Raw genomic sequence first — 26,964 nt, 5'->3', positions numbered from 1 at the left:
GAAAGCCGGTGAACAGTTCGTCTGTTCACCGGCTTTTTGTTTGCGCGATTTCCGAGAGCGTGCGCGTCGGCGTGATCGCCTCGGGGTCGAGCTTGATGTCGATGATAGCGGGCAGGCCGCTTTCGCGGGCGCGCTCGAAGGCGGGGGCGAAGTCCTCGGTCTTTTCCACCGTCTCGCCATGGCCGCCATAGGCGCGGGCAAGCGCCGCGAAATCGGGATTGGTGAGGCCGGTGCCGCTGACGCGGCCGGGATATTCGCGCTCCTGATGCATGCGGATCGTGCCGTACATGCCGTTGTTGATCAGAAGCGTGATGAACGGCAGCTTGTAGCGGATGGCGGTGGCGAATTCCTGGCCGTGCATGAGGAAGCAGCCGTCGCCTGCAAAGCAGATCACTTCGCGATCCGGAAACAGCGCCTTGGCGGCGACGGCGGAGGGGACGCTGTAGCCCATGGAGCCCGATGTCGGGGCTGCTTGGGTGTTGAACTGCCGGAATCGGTGGTAGCGGTGCTGCCATGTCGCATAGTTGCCGGCGCCGTTGGTGAAGATGGCGTCCGGCCGCGTATTCTCTTCGATCCATGCCATGATCGGGCCCATGTGGACGTCGCCCGGTCCCGTCTGCGGCGGTGTCGACCAGGCGAGATAGGCTTGATGCATGCGCTCGGTGCGCTCGGCCCATCGTGCCTGCGTGGGGGCTTCGAGGTCGGCAAGCGCTGCAACGAAATCCTGTGGGCTGGCTGATATGGCGAGATCCGGGCGATAGATACGGCCGAGTTCGGACGGGTCGGGGTGGATGTGGACGAGCTGCTGCTGCGGGTAGGGGATATCGATCAGCGTATATCCCGAGGACGGCATTTCCGACATGCGGCATCCGAGCAGGATCAGCAGATCGCTCTCCTTGATCTCCCGCGCCAGCTCGGGATTGATGCCGACGCCGACATCACCGGCATAGCCAGGATGCAGATGATCGAACAGCATCTGCCGGCGGAAGGAGCAGCCGACGGGGAGACTGAAGCGTTCGGCGAAGGTCTTGAAGTCGGCCACCGCATCGGCATCCCAGCGCGAGCCGCCGAGGATCACCATCGGGCGCTCGGCTTTCAGTAGGCGCAGATAGAAGTCGTCGACCTGGCTGCGACCCGGATGAGCTTCGACGCGCGAGTAGCGCTTGGCGCGGGGCGCCTCGACCATGTCGCGCAGCATGTCCTCTGGTAGTGACAACACGACGGGGCCGGGGCGGCCGGAGGTGGCGAGCGCGAAGGCGCGGGTAACGAATTCGGGGATGCGGGCCGCGTCGTCGATCTCGCCCACCCACTTGGCGTATTCGGTGAGCGCGCGACGGAACTCGACCTCCTGGAAGGCTTCGCGCTCGCGGGCATCGCGCTGGACCTGGCCGATGAAGAGGATCATCGGGATCGAATCCTGCTTGGCGATGTGCAGTCCCGCCGTGGCGTTGGTGGCGCCGGGGCCGCGGGTGACCATGCAGATGCCGGGCTCGCCGGTGAGCCGGCCCCAGGTGTCGGCCATCATCGCGGCGCCACCCTCCTGGCGGCAGACGATGACCTCGATGTCGCTGTCATGGAGCGCGTCGAGGACGGCGAGGAAACTCTCGCCGGGAACGCAGGAGAGGCGTTTCACCCCATTTGCCTTCAATGCCTCGACGATCAGTTCTCCGCCTGTCCGTTTCATTTGTTCCCCTCCCATTGGATGAGTTCCGCGAGCACCTCCTCCTGGTGCTCTCCCAGTCGCGGACTGGGCCTTTCATAGCTGAGCGGCGTCCGCGACAGGACGACCGGCGTCCTGACACCGGGAATGACCGTGCCGGCGCTATCCTCGAGATCGATGCGCAGACCGCGCGCGACGATCTGCGGATCGTTGAACATGTCCTCGATGGTGTTGATCGCGCCTGACGGCACGGCGTTCGCCTCGCAGGCCGCAAGTAGATCGGCCTTCGCCCATTTCAGCGTTTCGGTCGAGACCAGCCGCCGGACTTCGTCGCGATTGGCGACGCGGGCCTTGTTGGTGGCGAAGCGTTCGTCGTCGGCGACCCCTTTGAGGCCGAGGATGGCGCAGAGCCGGCGGAACTGGCTGTCATTGCCGATGGCGAGGATGAGGTAGCCGTCGGCGGTGGGAACGACCTCGTAGGGCGAGATGTTGGGATGGGCGTTGCCGAGGCGTGTCGGCGGGCGGCCGGATATGAGGTAGTTCATGTTCTGGTTCGCAAGCACCGCCGACTGCACATCGAGCAGCGCCATGTCGACCAGCTGGCCTTCGCCCGTCTTTAGCGCGTGGATGAGGGCCGCCTCGATCGCCGAGACCGCGTAGATGCCGGTGAAGATATCGGCGATGGCAACGCCCGCCTTCATCGGCTGTCCATCGGGCTCGCCTGTTATCGACATGAAGCCCGACATGCCCTGGACGATGTAGTCATATCCGGCGAGGCTCGCGTAGGGGCCCGTCTGGCCGAAGCCCGTGATCGAGCAATAGACGAGCTTTGGATTGATCTTGCGCAGGCTCTCGTAATCGAGCCCGTATTTGACGAGGCCGTCGAGCTTGAAGTTCTCGATGACGACATCGGCGGTGGCGACCAGCCGGCGGACCAGCGCCTGGCCTTCCTCGCTGCGCAGATCGGCCGTTATCGAGCGCTTGCCGCGATTGGCGGCGTGGTAATAGGCGGCCGAGAGGTTCTCTCCATCGGCACCCTCCACGAAGGGGGGACCCCAGTGCCTCGTATCGTCGCCGCCATCGGGGTTTTCGACCTTGATCACATCGGCGCCAAGATCGGCCAGCATCTGGCCGGCCCAAGGGCCAGCCAGGACACGCGCGAGCTCGATGACACGAATGCCCGTGAGCGGCGCTTTGTTAGGCTGGGTCTGCGTCATGTTCCTCCCACGATCAGATCAGGGTGCCCGCGTCTCCTCAGATGTATCGGATACGGGCTTGGATGCAAAGCGCCGCTCGCGCCAGATGATATAGAAGCCGGAGCCCATGATAATGAAGATGCCGAGCCATTTCAGCGCATCCGGGAAATCGCCGAAGACCAGCCAGGCGAAGGCCGTGGCGGAAACGATCTCGAAATATTGCAGGGGGGCCAGCGTCGAGGCGGGCGCCGAGCGATAGGCATAGACGCCGAAGATGCCGGCGATCGCAGCCGAGACGCCGACGCCCAGCAGATAGAGCCAGGCGCGGGTGTCGGGGATCACGGGATCGAGCACGTCGGAGCCGCTGCCCTGGCCGAGATAGAGCAGGATGGCGCAGATGAGCAGGCCCCAGAGGCCCATGTGGAACTGCATGACCCACGGGTCCTCGCGCTGCGCCAGCGCCCGGTTCATCATGGCGGAAATGGCGATGCAGACCGCGCTGACGACGGGCAGAAGTGCGACATAGCCGACTTCCTGGAAGCTCGGCTGAATGATGAGGATCGCTCCGAAAAAGCCGACGCCGCAGGCGGTATAGCGGCGCCAGCCGATCTTTTCCTTGAGGAAGATGCTGCTCAGGATCGTCAGGATGATCGGCTCGACGAAGAAGATGGCGATGGCATCGGCGACCGCCATGTATTTCAGCGTGGTGACGAAGGAAATCATCGAGACGGTGATGATGGCGCCGCGGATGGCGTGGAAGAAGCTCTGCTTCCAGGTGATGTCGGTGAGGTTGTGACGCCACAGCACGATGGGCAGCATGCAGAGCGCCTGCACGCCGAAGCGCGCCGCGGTGATCTGGGCTGAGGGGACCGTGGTGATGGCAAGCTTGGAGAAGATGTCGATGATGGGCGACAGCAGCACCGAGACGAACATCAGGATCAGTCCCAACATCACTTCCGATGGGGTGTTGCTGGTGCCGGGTGCCGCGTTGCTGCTCATGACGGAATTCTCTGATTAGGGTAGGGGAGCGGGATCAGCCGCCCAGGGAACGCGCGGTTGCCTGATCGCACCAATCGGCGAATGCCGATATGGCCGCGTCGGCGCCGATCTCGTTCAAGGTCTCGTGACGCATGTCCTGATATATCTCAGTGGTGATACGGGAGAAGCCGTGGGTTTTCAAATGGTTTGACAGCCAGAGAATGGCTTTTCCATTTTCCGTAGCCGGATCCTGGCCACCGCCGACCAGATGAATCGGCGTTTCGGTCGGCAGGCGGGCGAGATGTTCTTTCTGCGGCGCCCGGAAGGTCAGTTCGAAGAGGTCGAGCCACAGCGAGACGGAGGCGCCGAAGCCGCAGAGCGGATCGGCGATGTACTTGTCGACCTCGACAGTGTCGCGCGACAGCCAGTCGAAATCGGTGCGGCGGTTGGCGACCGATTTGGCCCAGGTGCCAAAGGTGAGCTTCGGCAGCAGGTCGCTCGGGACGTCGGAGCCTTTCAGCGCGCGCTCGATCAAGAGGATCGCCTGCGCGGCGCGGCCGGCGAGGCCGGGATTGAAGTTCGAGTTCCAGACGGCGACGGCGTCGAATTTTCGTGGGTAGGTGACGGCCGCGTTGAGCGCGATCAGCCCTCCCATGGAGTGGCCGAAGAGGATGATCGGCAGGCCCGGATGCTCGGTCGCTGCCTCGTCGCGCATCGCCTCGATATCGTCGACGACGTAGCTCGCGCCATTACGCCTTGCGAAGCGACCGATCGGCGCGTCCGGCGCGGTGGTCTCGCCGTGGCCGCGATGGTCGTGGGCGTAGACATGGTAGCCGCGCGCGGCCATCATCTCCGCGAAGTGCTGGTAGCGTTTCGAGTGCTCGGCCAAGCCGTGGCTGATCAGCAAAATGCCGCGCTCAGTGCCTTCGGGCTGCTGATAGTGATAGGCGAGGGACGCGCCCGCATGGTCGAGGCGCCGGGTTTCTGAAAACATGATTTCCTCCGTGGCGGGAGAAGACCAGAACAGCGGTCAAATGCAACAGGCAGGCTAAGTTGTGCCGGAGATTTTCGTCTGTGCCGTTTTGCCGCTTGCCTGCCGATGCGCCGCGTGCTTTGATGTTCATGAATTGTTCTTTCGTGGGGATGGGTATGGGCAATCTCGTTTTTCGCGTCATCGCATTGTTCCTGCTGTCGATCATGGCCGTCCCGGCCTTGGCGCAGGAGGGCGGCGGGCGCACGCGCTTCATTCTTGCGGCCAGCTGGCAGCCGGCCTTCTGCCAGACCAACCAGCGCAAGGCTGAATGCTCCAGCCAAGGCAGCGACCGCTACGACGCCAAGAACTTCTCGCTGCACGGGCTCTGGCCGATGCGCAAGGATTATTGCGGCGTTTCCGACGCCGATCGCTCCGCCGACAAGGATGGCGACTGGAGGGACCTGCCGGAGGTGAAACTCTCGGCTGAGACGAAGGCATCGCTCGACAAGGTGATGCCCGGCACGCAATCGGCGCTCGAGCGGCATGAATGGATCAAGCACGGCACCTGCACCGGCATGAGCGCCGACGCCTATTTCGGCGATGCCGTGCGGCTGATCGAGGACTTGAACGGATCTGCCGTCCAGGAGCTGTTCGCCGCCAATATCGGCAAGTCACTGACTGGAGACGCGATCAAGGCGGCATTCGACAAGAGCTTCGGCCCAGGCGCCGGCGACCGGGTGAAGATGAGCTGCCGCCGCGCCGGCAACAGCCGCGTCATCAGCGAACTGACGATCGGTCTGTCCGCCGATGCGACGGATGGAAAAGGCAAGGATCTCGGCGATCTCATCCAGGGCGCGGGCCGAACCTCGTTCGGTTGCAACGAGGGGATCGTTGACGCGGCGGGTTTTTGAAGCCTCGCACCGGGTGCTTCTGTGGTTGATGCTCGATCCGGCGTCCGGTTCTATGGAAAAGCCGCGTGTTTTTCGGTGCTGCGCGTTGCTCCCGGGCGCCAATTCGCCTACATAGCGGCAAACCAATTTCCCCCGGAGCAGAATTACCGATGGCACGTCAGTTCATCTACCACATGTCGGGACTGAACAAGTCCTACGGCGCCAAGAAGATCCTCGAAAACGTCAACCTGTCGTTCTACCCGGATGCCAAGATCGGTATCCTCGGCCCGAACGGCGCCGGTAAGTCGACCGTGCTGCGTATTATCGCCGGCCAGGACAAGGAATTCACCGGGGAAGCCTGGCTCGCCGAGGGTGCGACCGTCGGCTACCTCGAGCAGGAACCGCATCTCGATCCGGCCAAGAACGCGTTCGAAAACGTCATGGAAGGCGTGGCCGACAAGCAGGCCGTGCTCGACCGTTACAACGAACTGATGATGAACTATTCCGACGAGACCGCCGACGAAGCCGCCAAGCTCCAGGACATCATCGATAGCCAGAACCTCTGGGACCTCGAACAGCAGGTCGAGATGGCGATGGAAGCGCTGCGCTGCCCGCCGAAGGATGCCGACGTCACCCTTCTTTCGGGTGGTGAGCGTCGCCGTATCGCGCTCTGCCGCCTGCTGCTGTCGCAGCCGGATCTGCTGCTCCTCGACGAACCGACCAACCACCTCGACGCCGAGACGATCGCCTGGCTGGAAAAGCACCTGCGCGACTATCCTGGCGCCGTGATGATGATTACCCACGATCGCTACTTCCTCGACAACGTCACCGGCTGGATTCTCGAGCTCGACCGCGGCCGCGGCATTCCTTATGAAGGCAACTACTCGGCTTACCTGCAGGCGAAGGCCAAGCGCATGCAGCAGGAAGCCCGCGAAGAAGCCGGCCGCCAGAAGGCGCTGTCGCGTGAACAGGAATGGATCGCTTCCAGCCCGAAGGCCCGTCAGGCCAAGTCGAAGGCTCGTATCAAGGCCTACGAACAGCTGGTCGATGCCGCCGAAAACATCCGGCCCGGCGATGCGCAGATCATCATCCCGGTCTCCGAGCGTCTCGGCCAGGTGGTCATCGAGCTCGAAGGCATCAACAAGGGCTTCGAAGGCCGCACGCTGATCAACGATCTCACGATCAAGCTGCCGCCGGGCGGTATCGTCGGCATCATCGGCCCGAACGGCGCCGGCAAGTCGACGCTGTTCAAGATGATCACTGGCCAGGAAAAGCCGGATGCCGGCTCGATCCGCATCGGTGACACCGTTCATCTCGGTTATGTCGACCAGAGCCGCGATGCGCTCGACGGCAACAAGACCGTCTGGGAAGAAATCTCGGGCGGCGCCGAAGTCATCAAGCTCGGCAAGTTCGACATGAACAGCCGTGCTTATTGCGGCGCCTTCAACTTCAAGGGCGGCGATCAGCAGCAGAAGGTCGGCAATCTCTCGGGTGGTCAGCGCAACCGCGTTCACCTTGCCAAGATGCTAAAGGCCGGCGGCAACGTTCTTCTCCTCGACGAACCGACCAACGACCTCGATACGGAAACGCTCGGTGCGCTGGAAAGCGCGCTCGAAGCCTTCGCTGGCTGCGCCATCATCATCAGCCACGATCGCATGTTCCTCGACCGCCTGGCGACGCACATCCTCGCCTTTGAAGGCGACGGCCATGTCGAATGGTTCGAAGGCAACTTCGAGGACTACGAAGAAGACAAGGTTCGCCGCCTCGGTCCCGACGCGCTGAACCCGGGCAGCCAGGCCTACAAGCGGCTGACGCGATAAGCCCTCGCTCAGAAGAGAAACTCGAAGAAAAGCCTCGGTTCGCCGGGGCTTTTTTGTGAGGAGAGATGTCGCGATTTGCGCAGGGAATTTCGTGAACCGATCGAAATGCCGCTTGCACGACCAAATCATTTTACATAAAGATATCTTTATATGTTGATTGGATCGGATATGGGTGAACCCGTCAGGCTAGGTTTGGATGCGTTGGTGGACGTGCTGCGGGCGGCGGGTGAGCCGACGCGCTTACGTCTTCTGGCGCTGCTGGCTGCCGGCGATGTGACCGTGACCGATCTTACCGAAATTCTCGGACAATCCCAACCGCGTATCTCGCGCCATCTCAAGCTGCTTGGCGAAGCCGATCTCATCGATCGCTACCAGGAAGGCGCCTGGGCCTATTTCCGGCTGCGGCAGGAAGGGAAGGCGGCGAGCTTCGTGCGCAATCTTCTGGCGCATGCCTCCGAGAACGATCCTGTCATCCTGCGCGACGGCGAACGGCTCGATGCCGTCAAGCGCCAGCGCTCGGAGCGGGCGCAGGCCTATTTCAGCCGCAACGCCGCCGAGTGGGACGAGCTTCGCCGGCTGCACGCGGCCGACGAGGAAGTCGATGCCGCCGTGATCCGGCTGCTCGGCAGCCAGCCGATCGATTCGCTGCTTGATCTTGGAACCGGGACCGGCCGCATCCTGGAGCTTCTGTCGGGCCTCTACCGCCGTGCGATCGGCGTCGATGCCAGCCGCGACATGCTGAGTGTGGCCCGCGCCAACCTCGACCGGACAGGCATCACCAAGGCCTCGGTGCGCCATGCCGATATCCTGAACCTGCCTTTCGAGGCGCAGGATTTCGACCTGGTGACGATCCATCAGGTGCTGCACTTCTTCGACCAGCCGGAAATCGCCATTGGGGAAGCGGCGCGCATGCTGCGCCCGGGCGGACGGCTCGTCATTATCGATCTGGCGCCTCACACGCTGGAATATCTTCGTGACGACCACGCGCATGTGCGTCTCGGCTTCTCGCACCAGTCGATGACCGACTGGCTGCGCAAGGCGGGGCTCGATATCGAGCAGGTCGTCGATCTTCATCCGGGGCACGAGAGCGGGCAGGGACTTACGGTCACCATCTGGCTCGCGCGCGACCCCAGGCGCCTGATGGCCTCCGCCGAGAGCGATCACGCCGCACCCACATTTGCCGGGAGAGACTGACATGGCTTTGAACCAGGACGCGCGCAACAGGATCGGCATCTCGTTCGAGTTCTTTCCGCCGAAGTCGGAAGAGGCCGAGGGCCAGCTCTGGAAGACGGTCAGCGAGCTGCAGGACTGGAACCCCGACTTCGTGTCGGTGACCTACGGCGCCGGCGGCACGACCAAGGCGCCGACGCTGGCGACCGTGTCGCGCTTCATCAGTTCCACGCCGCTTGCGACCGCCTCGCACCTCACCTGCGTAGGCGCCACCAAGGAAGAGACGCACAGCGTCGTCGAGAGCTTCCGCAAGGCTGGCGTGAAGCACTTCGTGGCGCTGCGTGGCGATACGCCCGATGGCGTCGGTGCGCCCTACACGCCGCATCCGGGTGGCTACGCCAACGCCTCGGAGCTGGTGGCCGGCCTGCGCGAACTCGGCGATTTCGAGATCTCGGTTTCGGCCTATCCGGAAAAGCATCCTGAGAGCCGCGACGTGGCCGCCGATATCGACATGCTGAAGCGCAAGGCCGATAACGGCGCCAACCGCGCGCTGACGCAGTTCTTCTTCGATAACGACAATTTCGAGCGCTACCTGGAAAAGGTGCGTGCGGCCGGGATCACCATTCCCGTCGTTCCCGGCATCATGCCGATCATGAACCTGACGCAGCTGAAGCGCTTCGCGGGCGCCTGCGGCACTGTTATCCCGGCGTTTCTCGACGAGCGCTTCGAGGGCTATGACGACAAGCCGGAGGAGCGCGCCAAGGTCGCGGCCGATGTCGCCGCCGAGCAGATCGAGGATCTCGCCCGTCGCGGCATTTCGGATTTCCACCTCTATACGATGAACCGATCGCCGCTGGTTTCGGCGGTTCTGACGAACCTTGGCTTCAAGCGCAACGCCGCCAAGAGTGCCGGTGCTGCCGCCTGATCAAGGCGACGTTCACAGCTGATAGAACTGAAAAAGCGCAGGCCGCGATGGCCTGCGCTTTTTCTGTTTCATGAACTCTGCGCTATCTAGGAGTGTCGGCATAGTCCGTTTGAAGCGGCATCCTGTGTCAGATGAAAAGCATCGACAGCACGAAAAGAAACGCCGCACCGATCAAAAGGACATTCAAGGATCGTGTCAGTCCCATGTCTGTCTCCTCGCGTTAACGAGCTGATAATATGTCGGGACTGTGGCAGTTGGAAAGCGCTTTTTTTGCTGCGATGCGGCGAAAATGTCACATCTCCCACTGGTGACAAAAGCTAGTTCTCTGAATCTTCACGACAAAATCGGTCGGAAAAATATTCACACATTTTAACGGAGCGTAAAAAAGGGCGACCCGCCGTTTACGCCTGTGGCGGATTGCAGGCGCGGTACAGACCGCTGAAAACGCTCATGAAATCGGAAAACGAAAAAGCCGGGCGCTTGGCCCGGCTCTTGTCGTCGTCTTCAGCTCTCTCGCGCGCGCTCAGAGCGCGTTGAGAAGGGCGGGCGTTGCCCAGCCGTCGGCCGGCATGCCGAGGCGCTGCTGCTGCTTCTGGATGGCGACGCGGGTGCCGGAGCCGAGGATGCCGTCGATGGCGCCGACGTCGTGGCCCATCGTGTCGAGCTTGGTCTGCAGTTCCTTCATCTGGTCGTTGGTCAGGCCCTGTTCGGGCGTGCCCTTCAGATAGGGCTCGGCGCCGGAGAGGCGGGTCGCGAAATAGGCGGCCGAAGTCGTGTAGATGAAGGACTTGTTCCACTCGAGATAGATGCCGAAGTTCGGATAGGCGATGAAGGCCGGGCCGAGGCGACCCTGCGGCAGGACGAGATCGCCGCGCAGCGTGCCGAAGCTTACGTCGCCGTTGCGCGGCTTGACGCCGAGCGCGAACCATTCGCCTGCCGTCATCGTGCCGCCGAGGCCCGACTTCTCGAAGGGGAGATCCTGCGGGATGGTGACTTCCTGCAGCCAGGGCTGGCCCTTCTGGAAGCCGAGGTGCTGGATGAACTTGGCAGCGGTCAGGATAGCGTCCGGGCCGCTCTGCTTCAGGCGCACATGGCCGTCGCCGTCGCCGTCCATGCCGTAGGCGATGATATCGCGCGGCAGCATCTGCACCTGGCCGATTTCGCCGGCCCAGGCGCCGGTGTTGGTTTCAGGGTCGAGGTCGCCGTGCTGGACCATCTCGATCAGCGCGATCAGCTGCGGGCGGAAGAGCTCCGGACGGCGGCAATCATGAGCGAGAGTGACAAGCGCGTTGCGGGTGTTGAAATCACCCTGCACGGCGCCGAAATCGGTTTCCATCGCCCAGAAGGCGGTGATGACGCCCGGGGGCACGCCGTATTCCTGTTCGGCGCGAGCAAAGACGTCGGCGAACTGCTTCATCTTCTGGCGGCCGATGTCGAGGCGCGCCTGGCTGACGGTGCGCTGCGAGAATTCGAGGAAGGTCTGCTTGAACACGCCTTGGGCGCGGTCGCGGCTCAGCACCTTGGAGTCGATCGCAGCACCTGCAAGCGCCTTGTCGGCGGCCTCTGCCGAGGCGCCGGCTGCGATCGCTTCGGCCTTGACGCCGGCGAGGAAGGTGGAGAGATCGCCGTCACATGCGACGGCAGGGGCCGCGGGGGCTGCCGCCGTCGCGGGCGCCTGACCGGCCGGTGCGGCCGGGGCCGGTGTTTGCGCTGCCGCGCCGGTCGCCAGACCAGCGGCAAGGAGGAGAGCGAGCGCAGAACGGCTTGCAGGCGTGCGGTGCATGGAGTGTATCCTCGTCATTGCTTGAATTGCTGTCGATGTCCCAAATGATTGTGACAGAAGCAAGAAAGAAAACGGGACGTTACTAAGAATTCCTATCCTTGGATACGGCCGCGACCCAGTTATTCCAGTTCTTCGCCGAGCCCGCGAACACGTTAATGTCAGTCGGGCCCTTGATCCCAGGGATCACGCCGGTCGACGTGTACTGCCAGAAGGCCCAGCGACGGTTGGCGTAGGTGACCTCGGGGTGCTTCGCGACGGAACGGACCCAGAAGTGATAATCCTGGAAATAGCCGTCGAGATTCTCGCGGTGGAAATCGACCGAGGTGTAGATGATCGGGCGCTTGCCGTAATAGGCCTCGAGCCTGTCCATGAAGCGCTTGATTTCGGAGCGCACGGTCTCGGGATCGGGACGCGTGCGGCAGGTCTTCGATTCACCGTTCCACTCGACATCGAGCACCGGCGGCAGCTTCATGGATTCCTTCGGCACGTTGCTGATGAACCAGTCCGCTTGTTCGTCGGCGGACGAGCAAAAATAGTAGAAATGATAGGGGGCGTGCGGAATGCCGACCTGGCGGGCTTCCTGCCAGTATTCGCTGAAGCGCGGGTCGATGCGGTCCTTGCCCTCGGTCGCCTTGATGAAGGCGAAGTCCACACCCGACTTGCGCACCGTCTGCCAGTCGATATCACCCTGCCACTTGGAGATGTCGATGCCATGGATGGCGTTTTGCTGCGGATGCTTAGGCCCGAAATCCTGCGGATCGGTGTCCTGGAAGCGCATCTTCGGCTTTATCGAGGCGGTGGAGAGATAGTCATAGCCCGAGGAGGTGCAGCCAGCGAGCATGAGGGCAAGGGGCAATACGCATAACAGAAGCCGGCGCATGGATGTTCCGTCGTGAACCGAATGATCTTTTTGCCCCACAGCCTGACCTTCGAATTGACGCGTCCAGCGCTTAGATGCCCTCTCTATTCACCATATCAACGTAAAAAATCGGTTAGTTTCAAGCTAAATATTAGCGGGCCTTAATTATTATCGCGCGCCAGGCATAGCCGCCGCCAATCGTCTTGAAGATCAGCTGGGCATTTTCCTGGTCAGCCTTGGCCTGCAGGACGTCTCGCAGCGTCGCGCGCGGCGTGACGTGGAACTTGTCGAGCCACGAGCGCAGCAGGGCGCGGAACCAGCCGGGCAGGCCTTCCTGCTGGCCGAAATCGACGATGTGCAGCTGGCCGCCGGGGGCAAGGGCCGCAAGCGATGCGTCGATCGCGCGTTCCCAATCGGGGATCATCGATAGCGCGTAGGAGATCATCACCCGGTCGAAGCCATCAACGCCGAAATCGCGGGCGTTGAAGGCCGTGGCGTCGGCGACGCGGAAATCGGCTGAGGTGTTCAGCCCCGCGAAGGTCTTGCGGGCCGAGATCAGCATTTCCTGGGAGATGTCGAGGCCGTAGAGCTTGGCCTGAGGATAATGCCGGTGGGCGAGCGCCAGGTTGCGACCGGTGCCGCAGCCGACCTCGAGCAGCGTGGCGCCCCTGATAAGATCGAGATTGCGGATCGTCTGGTCGCGGCCGAGGAGATAGTATTTGCGCGTCAGGTCATAGATATGGCGCTGGTAGCGATACATGCCGTCCATCAGGTCGGCATGCTTCTCCGAGGGAGCGTTCGATTGCGCGTCGACCTGACCCATATCCGTTTGGCTCATGGCTTCTTCACATAGATGTGGAAGCCGCCGTAGATCGCCGAGCGGTCGAGTGCAGTCAGCTCGAGCGAGCGATCCTCGAGATAAGTCCACTGGTCGCGGATGGCGGGCGAGAGGCGGCCCTCGATGATGCTCTTTTCGGCGGCGGTGCGGAAGATGACACGGGCGCCGTCGCGGGCGGTGCGCGAGATTTCAGACCAGACGTCGTTGAGCTGCTGGTCCGTCATCCAGTCCTGCGCGTCGAGCAGGATGTAGCGATCGCGCGAGGCGGCGGGTTCGCCGGCAAGCAGCTCGGTGAAGCTTGCATGGTGAACGCTGACGCGATCGACATTGGCGCGGATCGCCTCGTAGTGCTCCGCCTTCAGGTATGTCGGCAGCGGACCTTCGCCTTCATCGGCATAGCGGCGAGCGAAGGCCTGCCAGGCGAAGTAATTTTCCTGCATCGGGAAATGACAGGTGAGCTTTTCCAGGCGATGACGCAGAACCGGCGCGATCGAATTGTCGGCGGCGAGGCTTGCGAGCTCGTCATATTGTTGCGGCGGGATGCCGAGGCCGAAGAGCGAGCTCTTGCGGCTGGTGATCCAGCGCACGACGGGCTTTTCGAACAGAGGCGCGATCTTCTCGTCGAAGAGCTGGCGCTGCTCTTCCATCGTCTTCGCCTTGGCGACGCCGGTGAGATCGATGCCATGGACGCGGGCGAGAAGGTGGGCGGCGCCGATGAAGCGGCCGAGCAGGCCCGTCTTGTAAATGTTGCGGTCGAAGACGGTGACGCGGCGGCGGCCGAACTTGCGGCCGTTCCAGTAGTTGCTCGTCGCTTCGTCCAGATTGGCCGACAGGAAGCGATCAAAGGCCTGGCTGTTGGCGGACTGGTTCGGCCTTGCCAGGAAGCGAACGAGATCGGCATGGGCGGGAAGATGACGGAAGGCGCCGAGCTTCAGCTTGTTCAGCGCGATATGGTGCGGGTTGAGGTCGACGACGTCGATCGAAGCCGGGCTTTGCGAGAGATAGGCGAGCATGTTGCAGCCGCCGGAGCCAATGGTGACGATGCGGTGATGCGGCTCAAGCTCCATCGCCTTCATGTCGAGATCGGGATCTTCCCAGATCTGCGGATAGACGAGGCCGGAAAAGAGCAGCCCGAAAAGACGTTCGGACAGACCCTCTTTCGAAAAGGCCTTGTGGCGGAGAAGAGCTGCCTTGAGTTTCCGGTTCTTGCGGAAGCCGGCATCCGGGGCAAATTCCGTCATAAGTGAGTCTCTCAACATTTAGCGTTCAGGGCGTTTAACGCGGCGGCGCTACAGTTTGATGACGTCCCCTGTGGGCGGCCTAGCTGTTGGTGCCTCGCGCAATTGGGAACGGCCGGGACTTGACGGCGCTTTCCAAAGGGCAATTTTCCTGTTTCTCTATTGGCTGGGGAGGGGTGCTCATGGGACGCGTTCTGCGCATCTTGAAGGCGGCTGCTGCGGGTGTTGCCGTCATCGTCGTTGCGGGTGCGGGCTGGCTTTATGTCAGGCCGCCGGAGCTGCTCAGGATCGGTGACGGCTATGCGGCGAAGATCGTCTGCTCGAATGTCTTCCTGGCAGGGCGCGACGCGAATGCCGTGCTGGCCGAAGACGTCCAGGCGCCCGGCAATCCCCTGCTGAGGCTGATTCGCGTGCAGGTCGATGAGGCCGGCAAGCAGGTGACGGCGCGTATCCTCGGGCTGTTTGCGGCCAATTATGCGATCTATCGCGATGGTCTCGGCTGTACGGCCGTGCCCGATGGCGATTTCGCGGCCGCGCGAAAGGCGGTGCCCGAGCCTGCCGTCGCAAAGCCTGCAGAGACCGCAGCGGCGCTGCCGATCGAAAACGATGCGGCGATCGCGGCACTTCTCGCCGACCCTGATTTGACCGGCGCGCACATGCGCGCCGTGGTCGTCTTGCATGACGGAAAGATCGTTGCGGAGAATTACGGCAAGGGTTTCGGGCCGCAGACGCCATTGATCGGCTGGTCGATGACCAAGACGGTCAATGCCGCGCTCGTCGGCCGGTTGATGCTCGATGGCAAGATCGGCGCCGAGGATGCCGGGCTGTTTGCGCAATGGCGTGACGACAAGCGGTCGCAGATCACGCTTGGGCAACTGCTTGGCATGGAGAGCGGCCTCAGGTTCAACGAGGATTATGGCACGGTGGCCGACGTCACACGCATGCTCTATCTCGACGCCGACCAGACGGCGCTGCCGGCAAGCCTTGATCTCGACGACGATCCCGGCACGCAGTTCAACTACTCCAGCGGAACCTCCGTTTTGATCTCCCGCATCTGGATGGATCGCCTTGGCGACGAGAAGCAGGCGATCGACTATCCGAGAACGGCGCTGTTTGATCCGCTCGGCATGTCGAGTGCGGTGTTCGAGGTCGATGCGCGCGGCACCTTCGCCGGCAGCTCCTATCTCTATGCGACGGCGCGTGATTGGGTGCGGTTCGGGCAGTTCCTGTTGCAGGATGGCGTCTGGAACGGCGAGCGGCTGCTGCCCGAGAGCTTCATGAGCATGATGCGCACGCCGACGGCATCTTCCGGCGGCATGTATTCGCATGGTCAGTCCTGGCTTCGCCCGCCTGGCAGCGGTAGAAGCGGGGAGACCGGTATTCCGGACGACGCCTTCTGGCTGGAAGGGCATGACGGACAGAGCATGGTGATCGTGCCTTCGGCCAGTCTCGTCATGGTCAGGCTCGGCCTGACGCCGAGCTGGCTGCGTTACCAGCCTGAGATTCTGTTGAAGGAGATATTGGCGACGCTGCCGCCGCCGACCCGATCGGCCTCGGCCGATCTCGCGCAATAGAGACGCTAAAGCCTATAAGGCCTAGTAGTTGCCGTGGGCGATGTCGTCCATGCCCTTTCGCTTTGCGTCGTAATAGTAGCCGCGAGCGTAGAGCCTGACGGCATTGTCTTCGCTGTTGTCGGACACCAGCCATGCGCCGCGCAGATACTTGGCGGCATATTTGATGTTGGTTTCGGCGTCGAACAGGCCCTCGGGCTGGCCGTCGTAGCCCATGGACTTGGCGGTGTTGTACTTGATCTGCATGAGGCCGAAGTAACCGCGCTTGTTGTAGGCCTTCGGGTTGTAGCGGCTTTCGCGGTGAACTACGCGGTGAAGCAGCGTCGCGGGCACCTTATAAATCTGCGAATATTTATCGATGATCTTGGTGATCGCGCTCTTTTCGACCGTCGGCGCACCATCGTCGTCGCTGTCATTATCGCTGAACATTGGCGGCGCGGTCGGCGGGTCCATCGGGCCCGATGTGTCGAAGCCGTAGTCCATCATCGAGTGCGGCGTGGTGTCGATCGCCGAAAGGGCGGCAATGGCATTGTTCTGCGGGCTGGCGGCGAAAGCGAGTTCGGTCGACGGTGCGCCCGGTCGCGGGGTCGGCACCACGGACTGGATCGCGGTCATTTCAGGTGTCAGCGGGATTTGGCCGTAAGCGGCAGGCTGCAACTGCGCTGTCTGCTGCGTCGAATCGACTGCCGGCATGGCGGCGGTTGCGACGGATGCAGCGGTCTGGTCGCCGCCGATCTGAGTACCAGGTGTGCCTTCGCCTGCTGGAATGGCCGCGAACATCGCGTCTTCGCCGGGCTTCGGGGTAGGGACGACGACCTGCTCGGCCATCAAATCCGCCTGGGATGTGTATTCGACGCTCGAGCAGCCAGCAGCAACGCAGCACAGCATCGTGGATACGATGAGATTGCGTTTCAAGCCGGAAAAACCGATCGCTGCCATACTCTCACTCTCGTGAAAACGCGCCACCCCGGCAGCGTCAAAAGTTACCAAAAACCTTAAGCCCTGAATTGCCAATTAACCTATTCGTTGCTTTGCGGCAACCCACGGAAAATTTCTTGAGCCTTTCGCGGTCGGTAACCCGAGATTTTCAGGCCGCGATACGGCGATATCCGGCGGTCACGGCGCCGGCTGCAATGAGCAATGTGCCGCCCGTGCGATTGACCGCGCGCTGCACGGCGGCCTTGCGAATCAGGCCCCGCGCAGCATGCGCGGCAAGCGCGTAGGTGGAGGCGTTGATGGTCGCGAGCACGAGGAAGGTGGCTTCCATGATCAGCATCTGGCCGAAGAAGGGAAGCGCAGGATTCAAGAACTGCGGGACGAAGGCCACGAAGAACACGATGCTCTTCGGGTTGAGCGCGGTCACCACATAGGCATGGAGGAAGATCTTCAGCGATTTTTCCTCGGGCAGATTGTCATTGTCGGCCATCGGGCCGTCAATGATCGGCGCCCGCCAGAGCTTGATGCCGAGCCAGATCAGATAGGCGCCGCCGATGAACTTCAGAACGGTGAACAGCGTCGCCGACGCGGCCAGCAGCGCGCCGAGGCCGAACAGAGATGCCGTCATCGCGGTGAAGTCGCCGAGCGCCACGCCGCTCACGGTCGCAAAGGCTGTCTTGCGGCCGTGGCCGAGCGCATAAGATACGACGAGGAGAATCGTCGGCCCTGGGATAGCCAGCATGATTGCCGATGCGGCAGCAAATGCCAGCCAAGCTTCGAGCGACATGGAATCTCCTCCTCTTTCATTAGAGGACAAGCAAAGACATCATATCTCGCCTGCGTCAATCATGCGTCTTCGTATTTCTGGCCGATCTCGTCCATCAGTTCGCCGAACCACTTGACCGAGGTGTCGAAAGCCTTGCCGCCCTTGATGCGTGGGAATTCGATGGTGCGCAGCTTGCCGTTCTGGCCTTCGTCGTGGCCGGTCACGCCCGAGACCTTGTTGAGGGCGCTCTCGACGGCGAGGTCGGTCATGCTCTGGATCAGGCGCAGATCGTCGCCGTTGGCAGGGGCGGAGCGGGCGAAGTAGCCGGATTTCTGCACCAGCGAACGCTCGGCGTTCAAGAGGCTCGCGAACTGCTTCTGGAACCAGCCGCCGACATTGATCGTGTCGATCTTCACATGGCCGAAGGCGTCGCGCTTGACGGTTTCGCCGGCCGCTTCACGCTCGGCGACGATGGCGTCGAGGCACGCGCCTTCCGAGACGAAGACCGTCGCATGGCCGGTGCGGTCCATGATCTCCTTCAGGCGCGCCGATTCTTCTTCGAGGTCGAACAACGTTTCGGGCAGATAGACCGCGTCGATGCTCTTCATGCCGGCATTGGTCATCATGCCGTCGACATATTCATTGTTGCGGGTGCGCTTCAGATAGGCGCGGGCGGTGGCCGCCGTCAGCCAGCCGCAGTGGCGGCCCATGACTTCATGGATGATGAGAGTGCGAGGAGCGGCGGTCTGCTCGTTGCTGACATTGTCGAAGAAATGCGCGCCGACTTCGGCCGCCGTCCAGGCGCCGAGCGACTGGCGGATCGGGACGACGTCGTTGTCGACGGTCTTCGGCAGGCCGACGACCGTCAGGTCGTAGCCGTTGGCGGCGAGATAGGCGGCGAGGTCGGCCGCGGTCGTGTTGGTGTCGTCGCCGCCGATCGTGTGGAGAATGCTGACGCCGTCATTGGCGAGGCGCTCGGCCGCGACCCGGAGCGGGTTTTCGCCTTCCTTGACGAGCCCGCGCTTGACGCAGTCGGCGGCGTTGGTGAGCTTGACGCGGCTGTTGCCGATCGGCGAGCCGCCGTAGCGATGTAGCAGATAGGCCTTCTCACGCATCTCAGGCGTGATCTTGATGCTGTCGCCCTGAAGTACGCCCTGGTAGCCGGAGCGGTAGGCGATAAGTTCATGATCGGGAGCAATGTCGGTGTAGCGTTCGATCAACCCGCCGACGGCCGAAGAGAGGCAAGGCGCAAGGCCTCCTGCCGTGAGCATTGCGACTTTTTTCTTGGCCATGGGTGTCTCCGCTATCCGTGTCTAAACTTGGTTCGGTCGTGCATGGATGCGGCAGAGAGCGGATGGTGTAAAGTGTTGTTTCTGTGAAAAATGCGTGTTGCAGCGCGGTCAAGCAAGCAAGTCGCCCGCAGGCGCTGATCTAATCGGTTCAAGCCGTAACCGCGATTTGGATTGGATTGTGGAAATCGTCGGCCGGTGTGTTCGAAGGCGTCCCGATGCGGCGCGACAATGCGTCACGAGGTCGTCGGGCGGGTGGCCGGCAAAGAGCGAAAATGTTTCGGTTACATGCGACCATTACCGAATTGTGAAAGGTGTTTTCAACCCTGCGGCCAATCCCCGTCTTGCAAAGGCAACCTTTATTTGTTCAAGGTGTTTCTCCTTTTATTGCACGAGAGACCTGATGTCCTTCTGGGAAAAACTGCTGAACGCCATTGGCAACGCCGCGGGAAATGCGCTTTCCGCCGTGGTCGAGGCTGTTCGCACGGTCTTTGAAGGCGACCCCGAGACGCGGCGCAAGGTGGCGTTTTCGGTCGCGATCATCGCGCTGTCGGCGAAGATGGCGAAGGCCGACGGGATCGTCAGCGAGAAGGAGGTCCAGGCCTTCCGCGAGATTTTCGAGTTTCCCGACGACCAGGCCGTCAACGTCGCGCGTCTTTATAATCTCGCTCGCCAGGATGTGGCCGGCTATGAGGCCTATGCGGCGCGGCTTTCGACGCTCTGCGTGACCTGCGCCGCCAACTGCCCTGTTCTGGAAGAAGTGCTCGACGGCCTGTTCCATATCGCCAAGGCCGATGGTGTCATCCACGAGAAGGAATTTGCGTTCCTGGCGCATGTGGCCGAGATCTTCCACATGAGCGAACAGCGCTTTGAGCAGATCGCCGCGCGGCATGTGTCGATCGGGGGCGATCCCTACAAGGTGCTCGGCGTTTCGCCGTCGGACGATTTCCCGACGATCCGCCGCCGTTACCACGGTCTCGTCAGCGAGCATCATCCGGACCGGTTGATCTCGCGCGGCGTGCCGGCCGAGTTCCATGCGATTGCCAATGAACGCATGGCGGCGCTCAATGCCGCCTACGAGGCGATCGAGAAGGAACGCCGCGCCGCATGACCGCCTTTGAGGCAGACTACGCCAAAGCCAGTGTACGGCCGTCGCCGAACCATGGCGAGCGCGTCGACGGGCGAAAGCCCGATATGATCATTCTCCATTATACCGGCATGCCGACCGCGGACGGGGCGCTCGACTGGCTCTGTCGCGAAGAGAGCCAGGTCTCGTGCCATTACTTCGTGCATGAGAATGGCGACGTCGTGCAGCTCGTTCCGGAGGCGCGGCGCGCGTGGCACGCCGGCAAAAGCATCTGGCAGGGCGAGACCGATATCAACTCGTCGTCGATCGGGATCGAGATCGCCAATGCCGGACATCCGGGCGGATGCCCCGAGTATCCGCAGGCGCAGCTCGAGGCGGTGATCGAATTGTGTCGCGACTGCGGCGAACGTTGGTCCATCGTGCCGGAAAGGGTGCTCGGACACTCCGATGTCGCCCCTCGGCGCAAGCTTGATCCAGGCGAAAACTTCCCCTGGGGATTGTTGCACTCCAGGGGCATCGGCCACTGGGTGGCGCCGGCCGCGATCACCGGTGGACGCTTCTTCCAGCGCGGCGACCAGGGCCAGCCTGTCGAGGCCCTGCAGTCGATGCTGTCGCTCTACGGTTACGGCACTGAGATCACAGGCGAATTTTCCGACAAGATGGCCGGCGAGATCGAAGCCTTCCAGCGCCATTTCCGTCCCGAGAGGGTCGACGGGATCGCCGATTTCTCGACGATCGACACGCTGCATCGCCTGCTATCGGCCCTGCCGCGCTACGGCGCCTGACACCGGGCAGATTTGCCGGCATATACCCCTAGATTTTACGGGTTTGCCGCGCTGCCACATGTTTTCCCTATTATCTCCTCAATGCGATGGTCTAACCGCAGTCGCTAAACGGCGCCGGTTGTTTTGTTGTGTGTTGTCGACCGTCGTCAATTGAAACAGAAAAGAAATATCGCTGATACTTTGAGTATTGATGCGAATTTATGCTGCGTTCGGATTTCATTTATACGCAGCTTTTCTTTTGCTTGGAGTATCTGGACTACATGAGAAAGATTATTTCTGCTGTGGTGTGCGCCAGCACACTGCTGATGGGATTCAATTGCGCAAACGCAGGCGAATGGGGCAATAGAGCGCAAGCGACAGAGACGACGCAGACACTCAAGACGCAAAAGACAGAGAAGGCCAAAACGGCCGAAGTGGCCTCGAAGAAGGCTCCGAAAGTTCACAAGGCCCAGCGGGTGCAGAAGGTCGCCAAGACCGACAAATCTCAGAAGACCGATAAGGCCCAGAAGACCGTGGCACTCAACACCGTCGACCGTACGTCCGGTTTCGCCATGCCCGACATGCCCGGCAGCAAGTATGCGGCGATCATCGTCAAGTACGCGAGAGAGTACAACGTTCCGGTCGAACTCGCGCATGCCGTGGTGCGTGTCGAGAGCAACTACAATCCGAATGCCCGCGGCAGCGCCGGCGAAATCGGCCTCATGCAGATCAAGCCGGCGACGGCTCGGATGATGGGCTACTCGGGTTCCAGCAAGGGTCTCTTCGATCCCGATACCAACATCAAGTACGGCATGAAGTATCTGGCGGCTGCCCACACGCTTGGTGGCGGCGAGACCTGCGATACCATCCTCAAGTACAATGCCGGCCACGCGGCGACCCGCATGAACCCGGTTTCCAAGGCCTATTGCGGCAAAGTGCTGGCGATGATCAACTGATCGCTCAAGTGGGATAGCCACGGCCGAAAGCGCTTGTGGCTGAATCACCTGAGGGCATGACTTAACAATATGATTCAACTTGCAGATCGTGCTATCTCACCTTGAAACGAGGTGAGACATGGCATGTGATTTCAAGGCGATCATAATCGGGCGCGGAATGATGGGCGCGGCTGCGGCCCGCCATCTCAGCGCGATGATCGAAGGGGTGGCGCTGATCGGCCCGAGCGAGCCTGTCGAGCGCAAGAGCCACCACGGCGTGTTCGCGAGCCACTATGACGAGGCGCGCATTACCCGCACTTTCGACGACAACATCGTCTGGGCGACGCTCGCCGCCCGTTCGCTCGACCGCTACGCCGAGATCGAGGCGAAGAGCGGCATCTCCTTCTTCACGGAAGCCGGGTGCCTGTTCGCCGGGCCGGTGCCGCAGCCGGGGCAGGGCTATCTCGGGCGCGCGATCGAGGTCTCCGACGGGCTCGGTGTCGAGTATGAGGTGCTGGATGCGGTCACCCTGCGCCAGCGTTTTCCTGAGTTCACGCTGAGGGAGAGCTTCAGCGGCTATTACGAGAAGCGTCGCGCCGGCCATGTCAATCCGCGCGCCCTGGTGCGCGCGCAGACGGCGCTTGCGGAAGTTGGCGGCGTCACCATCATCAATGCGACGGTAACCAGCGTCCAGGATGCTGGCTCGCATGTCGAGGTGAGCGTCGGCGACCGCACCTATACGGCGGAGCGCGTGCTTGTCGCGGCCGGCGGTTTCAGCAATTTCAATCAGCTTCTTCCAGCGCCCGTGGATACCCGCGTCGCGGCCCGAACGGTTGTCTTCTACGAACTCGGCGAGCGCGAAAAGGCGATCTTCGGCGGCATGCCGTCGAGCATCGTCTTCGGTGATCGCGACGAGGACCATGTCTATATTCTCCCGCCGGTGCGCTATCCCGACGGCAAGACCTATCTGAAGCTTGGCGGCGATACCGAGACGCGCAGCTTCGACACGCTTCAGGACGCCGGGGCGTGGTTCCGGTCGGACGGTGATCCCGCCGAGCGCGATCTGCTGGTGGCCACGGCCCTGGAGCTGATGCCTGATCTCGCCGGTTGCCCCGTGACATCGGCGCCCTGCGTCGCGACCTTCACGCCGACCGCCTATCCCTATGCCGGCTTCACCCCATCGCCGCGCATCGCGGTGCTGACGGGCGGCAATTTCGTTGCCGCGAAGTCGTCGGACGAGCTTGGGCGGCTGGGTGCGGTGCTGCTTTCGGAAGGCGCGCTCGGCGAGGCCGATTTCGGCCGGCAGCTGACACCTTCTTTTCGATAGATCGGGACGGTCATGAGCGTGGATTTCAAATATATCATCGTGGGCCGCGGCATGATGGGTGCTGCCGCTGCCCGGCATCTGGCGAAGTCGACCGATGGCGTGGCCGTCATCGGCCCGGACGAGCCCGAGGATCGCAAGCGGCATGACGGCGTCTTCGCCAGCCATTACGACGAGGGTCGCATTACCCGCACCATCGATCCCGACCGCGACTGGGCCTTGCTCGCCAATCGCTCGATCGGTCGCTACGCCGAGATCGAGGGGGAGAGCGGTGTTTCCTTCTACACGCCCGCCGGCTGCCTTGTCGTTGGTCCCAAGCGCGGTGGGGCGGATGGCTATGTCGAGCGGACATCGTCTGCTGCCCGGTCGCTCGGCGTCGAGACGTCGCTGCTTGACGATGCCGGCCTGAAGGAGCGGTTTCCGTTCTTCGCCTTTGCTGACGGTACCGAGGGTGTGCACGAGGCAACGGGCGCCGGCTATATCAGCCCGCGCAATCTGGTCAGGGCGCAGTCGATCGCTGCCGAGAGGGCCGGGGCTTCCGTCATCCGCGAGGTCGCGGTGTCGATCCGCGACGAGGGCGGGCTGGTTGCCGTCGAGACGGCTGATGGGAAGACATATCGGGCCGAGAAGGTGCTGCTCGCCGCCGGCGGTTTTTCCATTGCGGAGAATCTCTTGCCGCAGCCTGTTGATCTGAAGGTTTATGCGCGCACCATCGCTTTCTACGAGGTCGACGAGGCGGCCGCCGCACGGTTTGCCGGCATGCCGTCGCTGATCTCGCATGGCGTCGATGGTCTCGACGATTTCTACATGCTGCCGCCGATCCGCTATCCGGATGGTAAGCTCTACATGAAGATCGGCGGCGATCCCGATGATGTCAGGCTGGAGCGCGAGCCGGATCTGCGGGACTGGTTCAAGACCGACGGCCGCGAGAGTGTCCAGTCGCATCTGACGCGGCTGATCGAACAGGCCGTGCCGGAGTTGCGGCCGGTCTCAACCTCAAGCGGCTCCTGCGTCGTCTCGTATACGCCGAGCGGGCATCCGATGATTGGCTATACCGCGTCGCGGCGCATCGGCGTTCTGACGGGCGGTTGCGGCACGGCTGCCAAGAGTTCGGACGAGATCGGCCGGCTCGGCGCGCTGCTGCTGCTCGAAGGTCGAATCAACGGACAGGGCTACGCGACGGATTTCAAACCGTATTTCCGCGAAGCTTGACGCGATATTTTGTTGGCATTCGCTCCCAGTCTCGGTTAAGGGAGCCGGGCCAGTTGGCCGGGCAGCCGCGCTTTACCAATGTCGAAAGACGGTAGGGTGAGGAAAGTCCGGGCTCCACGGAAACACGGTGCCGGATAACGTCCGGCGAGGGCGACCTCAGGGAAAGTGCCACAGAAAGCAAACCGCCTGCTTCGGCAGGTAAGGGTGAAAGGGTGGGGTAAGAGCCCACCGCGTCTCCGGCAACGGCGATGGCAAGGTAAACCCCACCGGGAGCAAGACCGAATAGGGATGACGCGGACGGCGCAAGCCGTCCGGCTGGTTTCCAGGCCAGTCATCCGGGTGGGTTGCGAGAGGCAACGTGCAAACGTTGTCCCAGAGGAATGGCTGCCACGTTCCGGTTTCGGCCGGAGCCATACAGAACCCGGCTTACAGGCCAACTGGCGATTGTCTTTTCATCGACGTCCATACGATTTCACTGGCCCTCATGGGCTCAGTGAGACGTTGGCGGCTGGCGAAGACACTCCTCGCAAACGGTGCTGCTCAGCGAAAGTGCCGACCATCGCTTGAGTAGTTTTCCACAGTTTACACACTGAATTTCAGAAGTCATGCCGACTTTCTTCAGTGGAGGCTGAGTATTCGGCGACTTCATTCCAGCCAACATTCCCTTGAAGCTAAAACTCGCCATGGATTTTCTCCGTGCTTTCTTAGTTTGTTCTGCAAATGGATATGTTTTTGTCTTTGTGTATGCATGATATCTAAAATACATTATTTTCCGTTAACGACATAGTAGGCATGAAGCGCCGGATGAACACATGCGAGTGAATGGGGAGGTGGCTCGAGGTGTCCACGGCCAGATGCGCATTTAAAGTTGAGTTTTGTGATTTTCACCTGCGCGGCGTGTTCGAATTCATTTTCCGCAACCGGGGATGTTTTTCGCCGCAAGCTGCGGTGCCGCTTTGGGGCACTTCGGAGCCTGAGAATTCGGGCGTTCATAACCCTTTGTTAAACTTAACAGCTTATAAATTTTCGATACTGCGCTCATCGTGAGACGGGCGTTTCCCATTGACGCCCATATGGTCCCATGTTATCCCATTCCTGCACTGCGCAAGGGCAATCAAGTGCCCACCAATCGCAAAGTAAAGGCGTACTCCTCACCGGAGATGCTGGATGGAATGTCGTCCATCCGGCTGGCGAAGCTGTGTCTGAGAAATGGGGTTCGGGGCGCCTAATCGCTGTCCGGGCTCTTTCGGGAACGGATGTTTCGTGTCATGGGCCGCTTCCTTTCACATGCGACCAACAGGATCGATTCCAAGGGCAGGGTCTCCGTGCCCGCGGCGTTTCGATCGGTGATGGCGCAGGGCAACATCCAGGATTTGTACTGCTTCCAGGATTTTGTGTTTCCGGCGATCAGCGTCGGCGGTTCGGACCTTCTCGAAAGGTTCGAGCGGCAGATTGCTGCGGAGGATCCGTTTTCGCCGGAAGCGAACGAGATGTCGCTTCTCATTCACGGGGGCGGGGTCTTCATGAAGCTCGACGCCGAGGGGCGGTTGATGGTCACGGATTTCATTCGCGACTTCACCGGTATCTCGGACGAAGTGACCTTCGTCGGTCGGGCGGATCATTTTCAGCTGTGGCAGCCGAAGGAATTTCAGGCGGTGCAGCAACGAGCACGAGAGGAGCGCAGGCTGGCGGGCAAGCGTTCCTCGTAACACGAGGGAACGGAATGGCGGCGAATCCTGGCGAAGGTTCAACTGATGCCGGTGGCGGACCGGTTCGCCACATTCCGGTTCTTCTCAACGAGGTGCTGACGGCGCTCGAGCCTGCTGCCGGCAAGGTCATTCTCGACGGTACGTTTGGCGCGGGCGGTTACACGTCGGCCATTCTGTCTGCCGGTGCTGAGGTGATCGCGCTCGATCGCGATCCGACGGCGATCGCGGGCGGGCAGGCGCTGGTCGATGCGCATGGCGGTCGCCTGAAGCTCATTCACTCGCAATTTTCGCGGCTGGCCGATCATGCGCCGGCCGCCGGCCTGGATGGCGTCGTGCTCGATATCGGCGTGTCGTCGATGCAGATCGACGAAGCCGATCGCGGCTTCTCCTTCCAGAAGAACGGGCCGCTCGACATGCGCATGTCGGCATCCGGCGTTTCCGCCGCCGACGTCGTCAATCGTGCCAAGGTCGCCGAACTCATCCGCATCTTCCATTTCCTCGGCGAAGAGAGCCAGTCGCCGCGCATCGCGCATGCGATCGAGAAGCGCCGCGCCGAGAAGCCTTTCGAGACGACGCGCGATCTGGCGGGCCTGATCGAAATCGTCACGCCGCGCAAGATGAAGGACAAGATCCATCCGGCGACGCGGGTGTTCCAGGCGCTGCGTATTTTCGTCAACGACGAGCTCGGCGAGCTGGCGCAGGCGCTGTTTGCCGCCGAACAGGCGCTGAAGCCGGGCGGCCGTCTCGTGGTCGTCACCTTCCATTCGCTGGAAGACCGCATCGTCAAGACCTTCTTCTCCGATCGCGCCGGCAAGGCATCCGGCTCGCGCCACATGCCGATCGCGCACGAGCGCGCCGCGACCTTCGACCGGATCGGCAAGCCGATGGTGTCGGCAAGCGACGCGGAAGCCGATATCAATCCGCGCGCGCGTTCCGCCAAGCTGCGTGCGGGTCTCAGAACCACGGCACCTGCGGAAGCCGCCGACATGTCGATCTTCGGACTGCCCAACCTCGCAAGCCTCGGAAAGCTCGGAGCCTGAT

General features: G+C 62.0%; 23 protein-coding genes and 1 other RNA gene. 13 read left to right on the top strand and 11 right to left on the bottom strand.

Annotated features, from left to right (window positions below; genetic code table 11):
* Positions 1–25: 25 nt before the first annotated feature.
* Genes J5286_RS14225 through J5286_RS14210 form a run of 4 tightly spaced genes read right to left on the bottom strand, consistent with a single transcriptional unit; the run spans position 26 to position 4,828 of the window.
* Complete coding sequence (locus J5286_RS14225) at positions 26–1,684, bottom strand: thiamine pyrophosphate-binding protein (RefSeq protein ID WP_209190883.1); 1,659 nt, start codon at positions 1,682–1,684, stop codon at positions 26–28.
* Entirely contained in the window at positions 1,681–2,877 is a 1,197-nt protein-coding gene (caiB, locus tag J5286_RS14220) for a succinate--glutarate CoA-transferase (RefSeq protein WP_209190882.1), read from the bottom strand. The genes J5286_RS14225 and caiB overlap by 4 nt, the downstream gene beginning before the upstream one ends.
* A gap of 18 nt (positions 2,878–2,895) precedes the next feature.
* A complete protein-coding gene (locus J5286_RS14215; RefSeq protein ID WP_113239081.1) occupies positions 2,896–3,855 on the bottom strand; it encodes a DMT family transporter in 960 nt (319 codons plus the stop codon).
* 34 nt (positions 3,856–3,889) lie between these two features.
* Positions 3,890–4,828: an alpha/beta hydrolase gene (locus J5286_RS14210; RefSeq protein WP_209190881.1), complete on the bottom strand. Its 939-nt coding sequence runs from the start codon at positions 4,826–4,828 to the stop codon at positions 3,890–3,892.
* Between the two features lie 155 nt (positions 4,829–4,983).
* On the opposite strand from J5286_RS14210, the gene J5286_RS14205 reads away from it, so the two are divergent.
* The 4 genes from J5286_RS14205 (at position 4,984) to metF (ending at position 9,612) form a co-directional block, all read left to right on the top strand.
* Positions 4,984–5,718, top strand: a complete 735-nt coding sequence (locus J5286_RS14205; protein ID WP_209190880.1) for a ribonuclease T2 family protein — start codon at positions 4,984–4,986, stop codon at positions 5,716–5,718.
* A 149-nt stretch (positions 5,719–5,867) separates the two neighbouring features.
* Complete coding sequence (gene ettA, locus J5286_RS14200; protein ID WP_209190879.1) at positions 5,868–7,517, top strand: energy-dependent translational throttle protein EttA; 1,650 nt, start codon at positions 5,868–5,870, stop codon at positions 7,515–7,517.
* Positions 7,518–7,685: 168 nt separating this feature from the next.
* Positions 7,686–8,711 carry an ArsR/SmtB family transcription factor gene (locus J5286_RS14195; RefSeq protein WP_047505837.1) on the top strand — a complete coding sequence of 342 codons (1,026 nt, stop codon included), beginning with the start codon at positions 7,686–7,688 and terminating at the stop codon, positions 8,709–8,711.
* Position 8,712: 1 nt separating this feature from the next.
* Positions 8,713–9,612 carry a methylenetetrahydrofolate reductase [NAD(P)H] gene (gene metF / locus J5286_RS14190; protein WP_209190878.1) on the top strand — a complete coding sequence of 300 codons (900 nt, stop codon included), beginning with the start codon at positions 8,713–8,715 and terminating at the stop codon, positions 9,610–9,612.
* 523 nt (positions 9,613–10,135) lie between these two features.
* Here the strand turns inward: metF and J5286_RS14185 are convergent.
* The 4 genes from J5286_RS14185 to J5286_RS14170 form a co-directional block, all read right to left on the bottom strand.
* A complete protein-coding gene (locus J5286_RS14185) occupies positions 10,136–11,395 on the bottom strand; it encodes a lytic murein transglycosylase (RefSeq protein WP_209190877.1) in 1,260 nt (419 codons plus the stop codon).
* 82 nt (positions 11,396–11,477) lie between these two features.
* Positions 11,478–12,275, bottom strand: a complete 798-nt coding sequence (locus tag J5286_RS14180; protein WP_026282822.1) for a glycoside hydrolase family 25 protein — start codon at positions 12,273–12,275, stop codon at positions 11,478–11,480.
* Between the two features lie 130 nt (positions 12,276–12,405).
* Positions 12,406–13,077: a class I SAM-dependent methyltransferase gene (locus tag J5286_RS14175; RefSeq protein WP_209190997.1), complete on the bottom strand. Its 672-nt coding sequence runs from the start codon at positions 13,075–13,077 to the stop codon at positions 12,406–12,408.
* An 11-nt stretch (positions 13,078–13,088) separates the two neighbouring features.
* Positions 13,089–14,333: a BtaA family protein gene (locus J5286_RS14170; RefSeq protein ID WP_112944311.1), complete on the bottom strand. Its 1,245-nt coding sequence runs from the start codon at positions 14,331–14,333 to the stop codon at positions 13,089–13,091.
* 179 nt (positions 14,334–14,512) lie between these two features.
* Between J5286_RS14170 and J5286_RS14165 the strand changes: the two genes are divergently transcribed.
* Positions 14,513–15,904 (top strand): serine hydrolase domain-containing protein, encoded by a 1,392-nt coding sequence (locus J5286_RS14165; RefSeq protein WP_209190876.1) that lies wholly within the window; start codon positions 14,513–14,515, stop codon positions 15,902–15,904.
* A gap of 21 nt (positions 15,905–15,925) precedes the next feature.
* On the opposite strand, the gene J5286_RS14160 is transcribed toward J5286_RS14165, so the two are convergent.
* From J5286_RS14160 to J5286_RS14150, 3 genes are all read right to left on the bottom strand, one after another.
* On the bottom strand, positions 15,926–16,840 hold the full coding sequence (locus J5286_RS14160; RefSeq protein WP_209190875.1) for a lytic transglycosylase domain-containing protein: 915 nt from the start codon (positions 16,838–16,840) through the stop codon (positions 15,926–15,928).
* 148 nt (positions 16,841–16,988) lie between these two features.
* The gene (locus J5286_RS14155) at positions 16,989–17,624 is read right to left on the bottom strand and encodes a LysE family translocator (protein WP_111562118.1); all 636 of its coding nucleotides are present in this window, start codon (positions 17,622–17,624) and stop codon (positions 16,989–16,991) included.
* A 59-nt stretch (positions 17,625–17,683) separates the two neighbouring features.
* The gene (locus tag J5286_RS14150) at positions 17,684–18,895 is read right to left on the bottom strand and encodes a pyrophosphate--fructose-6-phosphate 1-phosphotransferase (RefSeq protein WP_018897553.1); all 1,212 of its coding nucleotides are present in this window, start codon (positions 18,893–18,895) and stop codon (positions 17,684–17,686) included.
* A 400-nt stretch (positions 18,896–19,295) separates the two neighbouring features.
* Between J5286_RS14150 and J5286_RS14145 the strand changes: the two genes are divergently transcribed.
* The 8 genes from J5286_RS14145 (at position 19,296) to rsmH (ending at position 26,963) form a co-directional block, all read left to right on the top strand.
* Positions 19,296–20,003 carry a J domain-containing protein gene (locus J5286_RS14145; RefSeq protein WP_209190874.1) on the top strand — a complete coding sequence of 236 codons (708 nt, stop codon included), beginning with the start codon at positions 19,296–19,298 and terminating at the stop codon, positions 20,001–20,003.
* Positions 20,000–20,764 carry an N-acetylmuramoyl-L-alanine amidase gene (locus J5286_RS14140; protein ID WP_209190873.1) on the top strand — a complete coding sequence of 255 codons (765 nt, stop codon included), beginning with the start codon at positions 20,000–20,002 and terminating at the stop codon, positions 20,762–20,764. Before J5286_RS14145 ends, J5286_RS14140 begins: the two co-directional genes overlap by 4 nt.
* Before the next feature lie 260 nt (positions 20,765–21,024).
* Complete coding sequence (locus tag J5286_RS14135; RefSeq protein WP_209190872.1) at positions 21,025–21,699, top strand: lytic transglycosylase domain-containing protein; 675 nt, start codon at positions 21,025–21,027, stop codon at positions 21,697–21,699.
* A gap of 118 nt (positions 21,700–21,817) precedes the next feature.
* Positions 21,818–23,005 carry an FAD-dependent oxidoreductase gene (locus J5286_RS14130; RefSeq protein WP_209190871.1) on the top strand — a complete coding sequence of 396 codons (1,188 nt, stop codon included), beginning with the start codon at positions 21,818–21,820 and terminating at the stop codon, positions 23,003–23,005.
* Between the two features lie 12 nt (positions 23,006–23,017).
* Positions 23,018–24,214: an NAD(P)/FAD-dependent oxidoreductase gene (locus tag J5286_RS14125; RefSeq protein ID WP_209190870.1), complete on the top strand. Its 1,197-nt coding sequence runs from the start codon at positions 23,018–23,020 to the stop codon at positions 24,212–24,214.
* Positions 24,215–24,263: 49 nt separating this feature from the next.
* Positions 24,264–24,659, top strand: an RNA gene (gene rnpB / locus J5286_RS14120) — RNase P RNA component class A.
* An 823-nt stretch (positions 24,660–25,482) separates the two neighbouring features.
* On the top strand, positions 25,483–25,923 hold the full coding sequence (mraZ, locus tag J5286_RS14115; protein ID WP_018897559.1) for a division/cell wall cluster transcriptional repressor MraZ: 441 nt from the start codon (positions 25,483–25,485) through the stop codon (positions 25,921–25,923).
* 14 nt (positions 25,924–25,937) lie between these two features.
* Positions 25,938–26,963, top strand: coding sequence for a 16S rRNA (cytosine(1402)-N(4))-methyltransferase RsmH (gene rsmH, locus J5286_RS14110; RefSeq protein WP_209190869.1), 1,026 nt, complete (start codon positions 25,938–25,940; stop codon positions 26,961–26,963).
* The last annotated feature ends 1 nt before the right edge of the window (position 26,964 follow it).

The sequence above is a fragment of the Rhizobium sp. 16-488-2b genome, assembly GCF_017741815.1.
Taxonomy (GTDB): domain Bacteria; phylum Pseudomonadota; class Alphaproteobacteria; order Rhizobiales; family Rhizobiaceae; genus Rhizobium.
The sequence above is the reverse complement of the archived record's forward strand: the minus strand, read 5'-3'. Positions and strand labels throughout refer to the sequence as shown.

Bases quoted from the DNA above. Each gene is read 5' to 3' on its own strand.
- ettA (WP_209190879.1), top strand. From the start codon at position 5,868: ATGGCACGTCAGTTCATCTACCACATGTCGGGACTGAACAAGTCCTAC.
- J5286_RS14185 (WP_209190877.1), bottom strand. From the start codon at position 11,395: ATGCACCGCACGCCTGCAAGCCGTTCTGCGCTCGCTCTCCTCCTTGCC.
- J5286_RS14150 (WP_018897553.1), bottom strand. From the start codon at position 18,895: ATGGCCAAGAAAAAAGTCGCAATGCTCACGGCAGGAGGCCTTGCGCCT.
- rsmH (WP_209190869.1), top strand. From the start codon at position 25,938: ATGGCGGCGAATCCTGGCGAAGGTTCAACTGATGCCGGTGGCGGACCG.
- J5286_RS14160 (WP_209190875.1), bottom strand. From the start codon at position 16,840: ATGGCAGCGATCGGTTTTTCCGGCTTGAAACGCAATCTCATCGTATCC.
- metF (WP_209190878.1), top strand. From the start codon at position 8,713: ATGGCTTTGAACCAGGACGCGCGCAACAGGATCGGCATCTCGTTCGAG.
- J5286_RS14145 (WP_209190874.1), top strand. From the start codon at position 19,296: ATGTCCTTCTGGGAAAAACTGCTGAACGCCATTGGCAACGCCGCGGGA.
- J5286_RS14215 (WP_113239081.1), bottom strand. From the start codon at position 3,855: ATGAGCAGCAACGCGGCACCCGGCACCAGCAACACCCCATCGGAAGTG.
- J5286_RS14130 (WP_209190871.1), top strand. From the start codon at position 21,818: ATGGCATGTGATTTCAAGGCGATCATAATCGGGCGCGGAATGATGGGC.
- mraZ (WP_018897559.1), top strand. From the start codon at position 25,483: ATGGGCCGCTTCCTTTCACATGCGACCAACAGGATCGATTCCAAGGGC.
- caiB (WP_209190882.1), bottom strand. From the start codon at position 2,877: ATGACGCAGACCCAGCCTAACAAAGCGCCGCTCACGGGCATTCGTGTC.
- J5286_RS14195 (WP_047505837.1), top strand. From the start codon at position 7,686: ATGGGTGAACCCGTCAGGCTAGGTTTGGATGCGTTGGTGGACGTGCTG.
- J5286_RS14155 (WP_111562118.1), bottom strand. From the start codon at position 17,624: ATGTCGCTCGAAGCTTGGCTGGCATTTGCTGCCGCATCGGCAATCATG.
- J5286_RS14205 (WP_209190880.1), top strand. From the start codon at position 4,984: ATGGGCAATCTCGTTTTTCGCGTCATCGCATTGTTCCTGCTGTCGATC.
- J5286_RS14180 (WP_026282822.1), bottom strand. From the start codon at position 12,275: ATGCGCCGGCTTCTGTTATGCGTATTGCCCCTTGCCCTCATGCTCGCT.
- J5286_RS14135 (WP_209190872.1), top strand. From the start codon at position 21,025: ATGAGAAAGATTATTTCTGCTGTGGTGTGCGCCAGCACACTGCTGATG.
- J5286_RS14175 (WP_209190997.1), bottom strand. From the start codon at position 13,077: ATGGGTCAGGTCGACGCGCAATCGAACGCTCCCTCGGAGAAGCATGCC.
- J5286_RS14170 (WP_112944311.1), bottom strand. From the start codon at position 14,333: ATGACGGAATTTGCCCCGGATGCCGGCTTCCGCAAGAACCGGAAACTC.
- J5286_RS14210 (WP_209190881.1), bottom strand. From the start codon at position 4,828: ATGTTTTCAGAAACCCGGCGCCTCGACCATGCGGGCGCGTCCCTCGCC.
- J5286_RS14140 (WP_209190873.1), top strand. From the start codon at position 20,000: ATGACCGCCTTTGAGGCAGACTACGCCAAAGCCAGTGTACGGCCGTCG.
- J5286_RS14125 (WP_209190870.1), top strand. From the start codon at position 23,018: ATGAGCGTGGATTTCAAATATATCATCGTGGGCCGCGGCATGATGGGT.
- J5286_RS14165 (WP_209190876.1), top strand. From the start codon at position 14,513: ATGGGACGCGTTCTGCGCATCTTGAAGGCGGCTGCTGCGGGTGTTGCC.
- J5286_RS14225 (WP_209190883.1), bottom strand. From the start codon at position 1,684: ATGAAACGGACAGGCGGAGAACTGATCGTCGAGGCATTGAAGGCAAAT.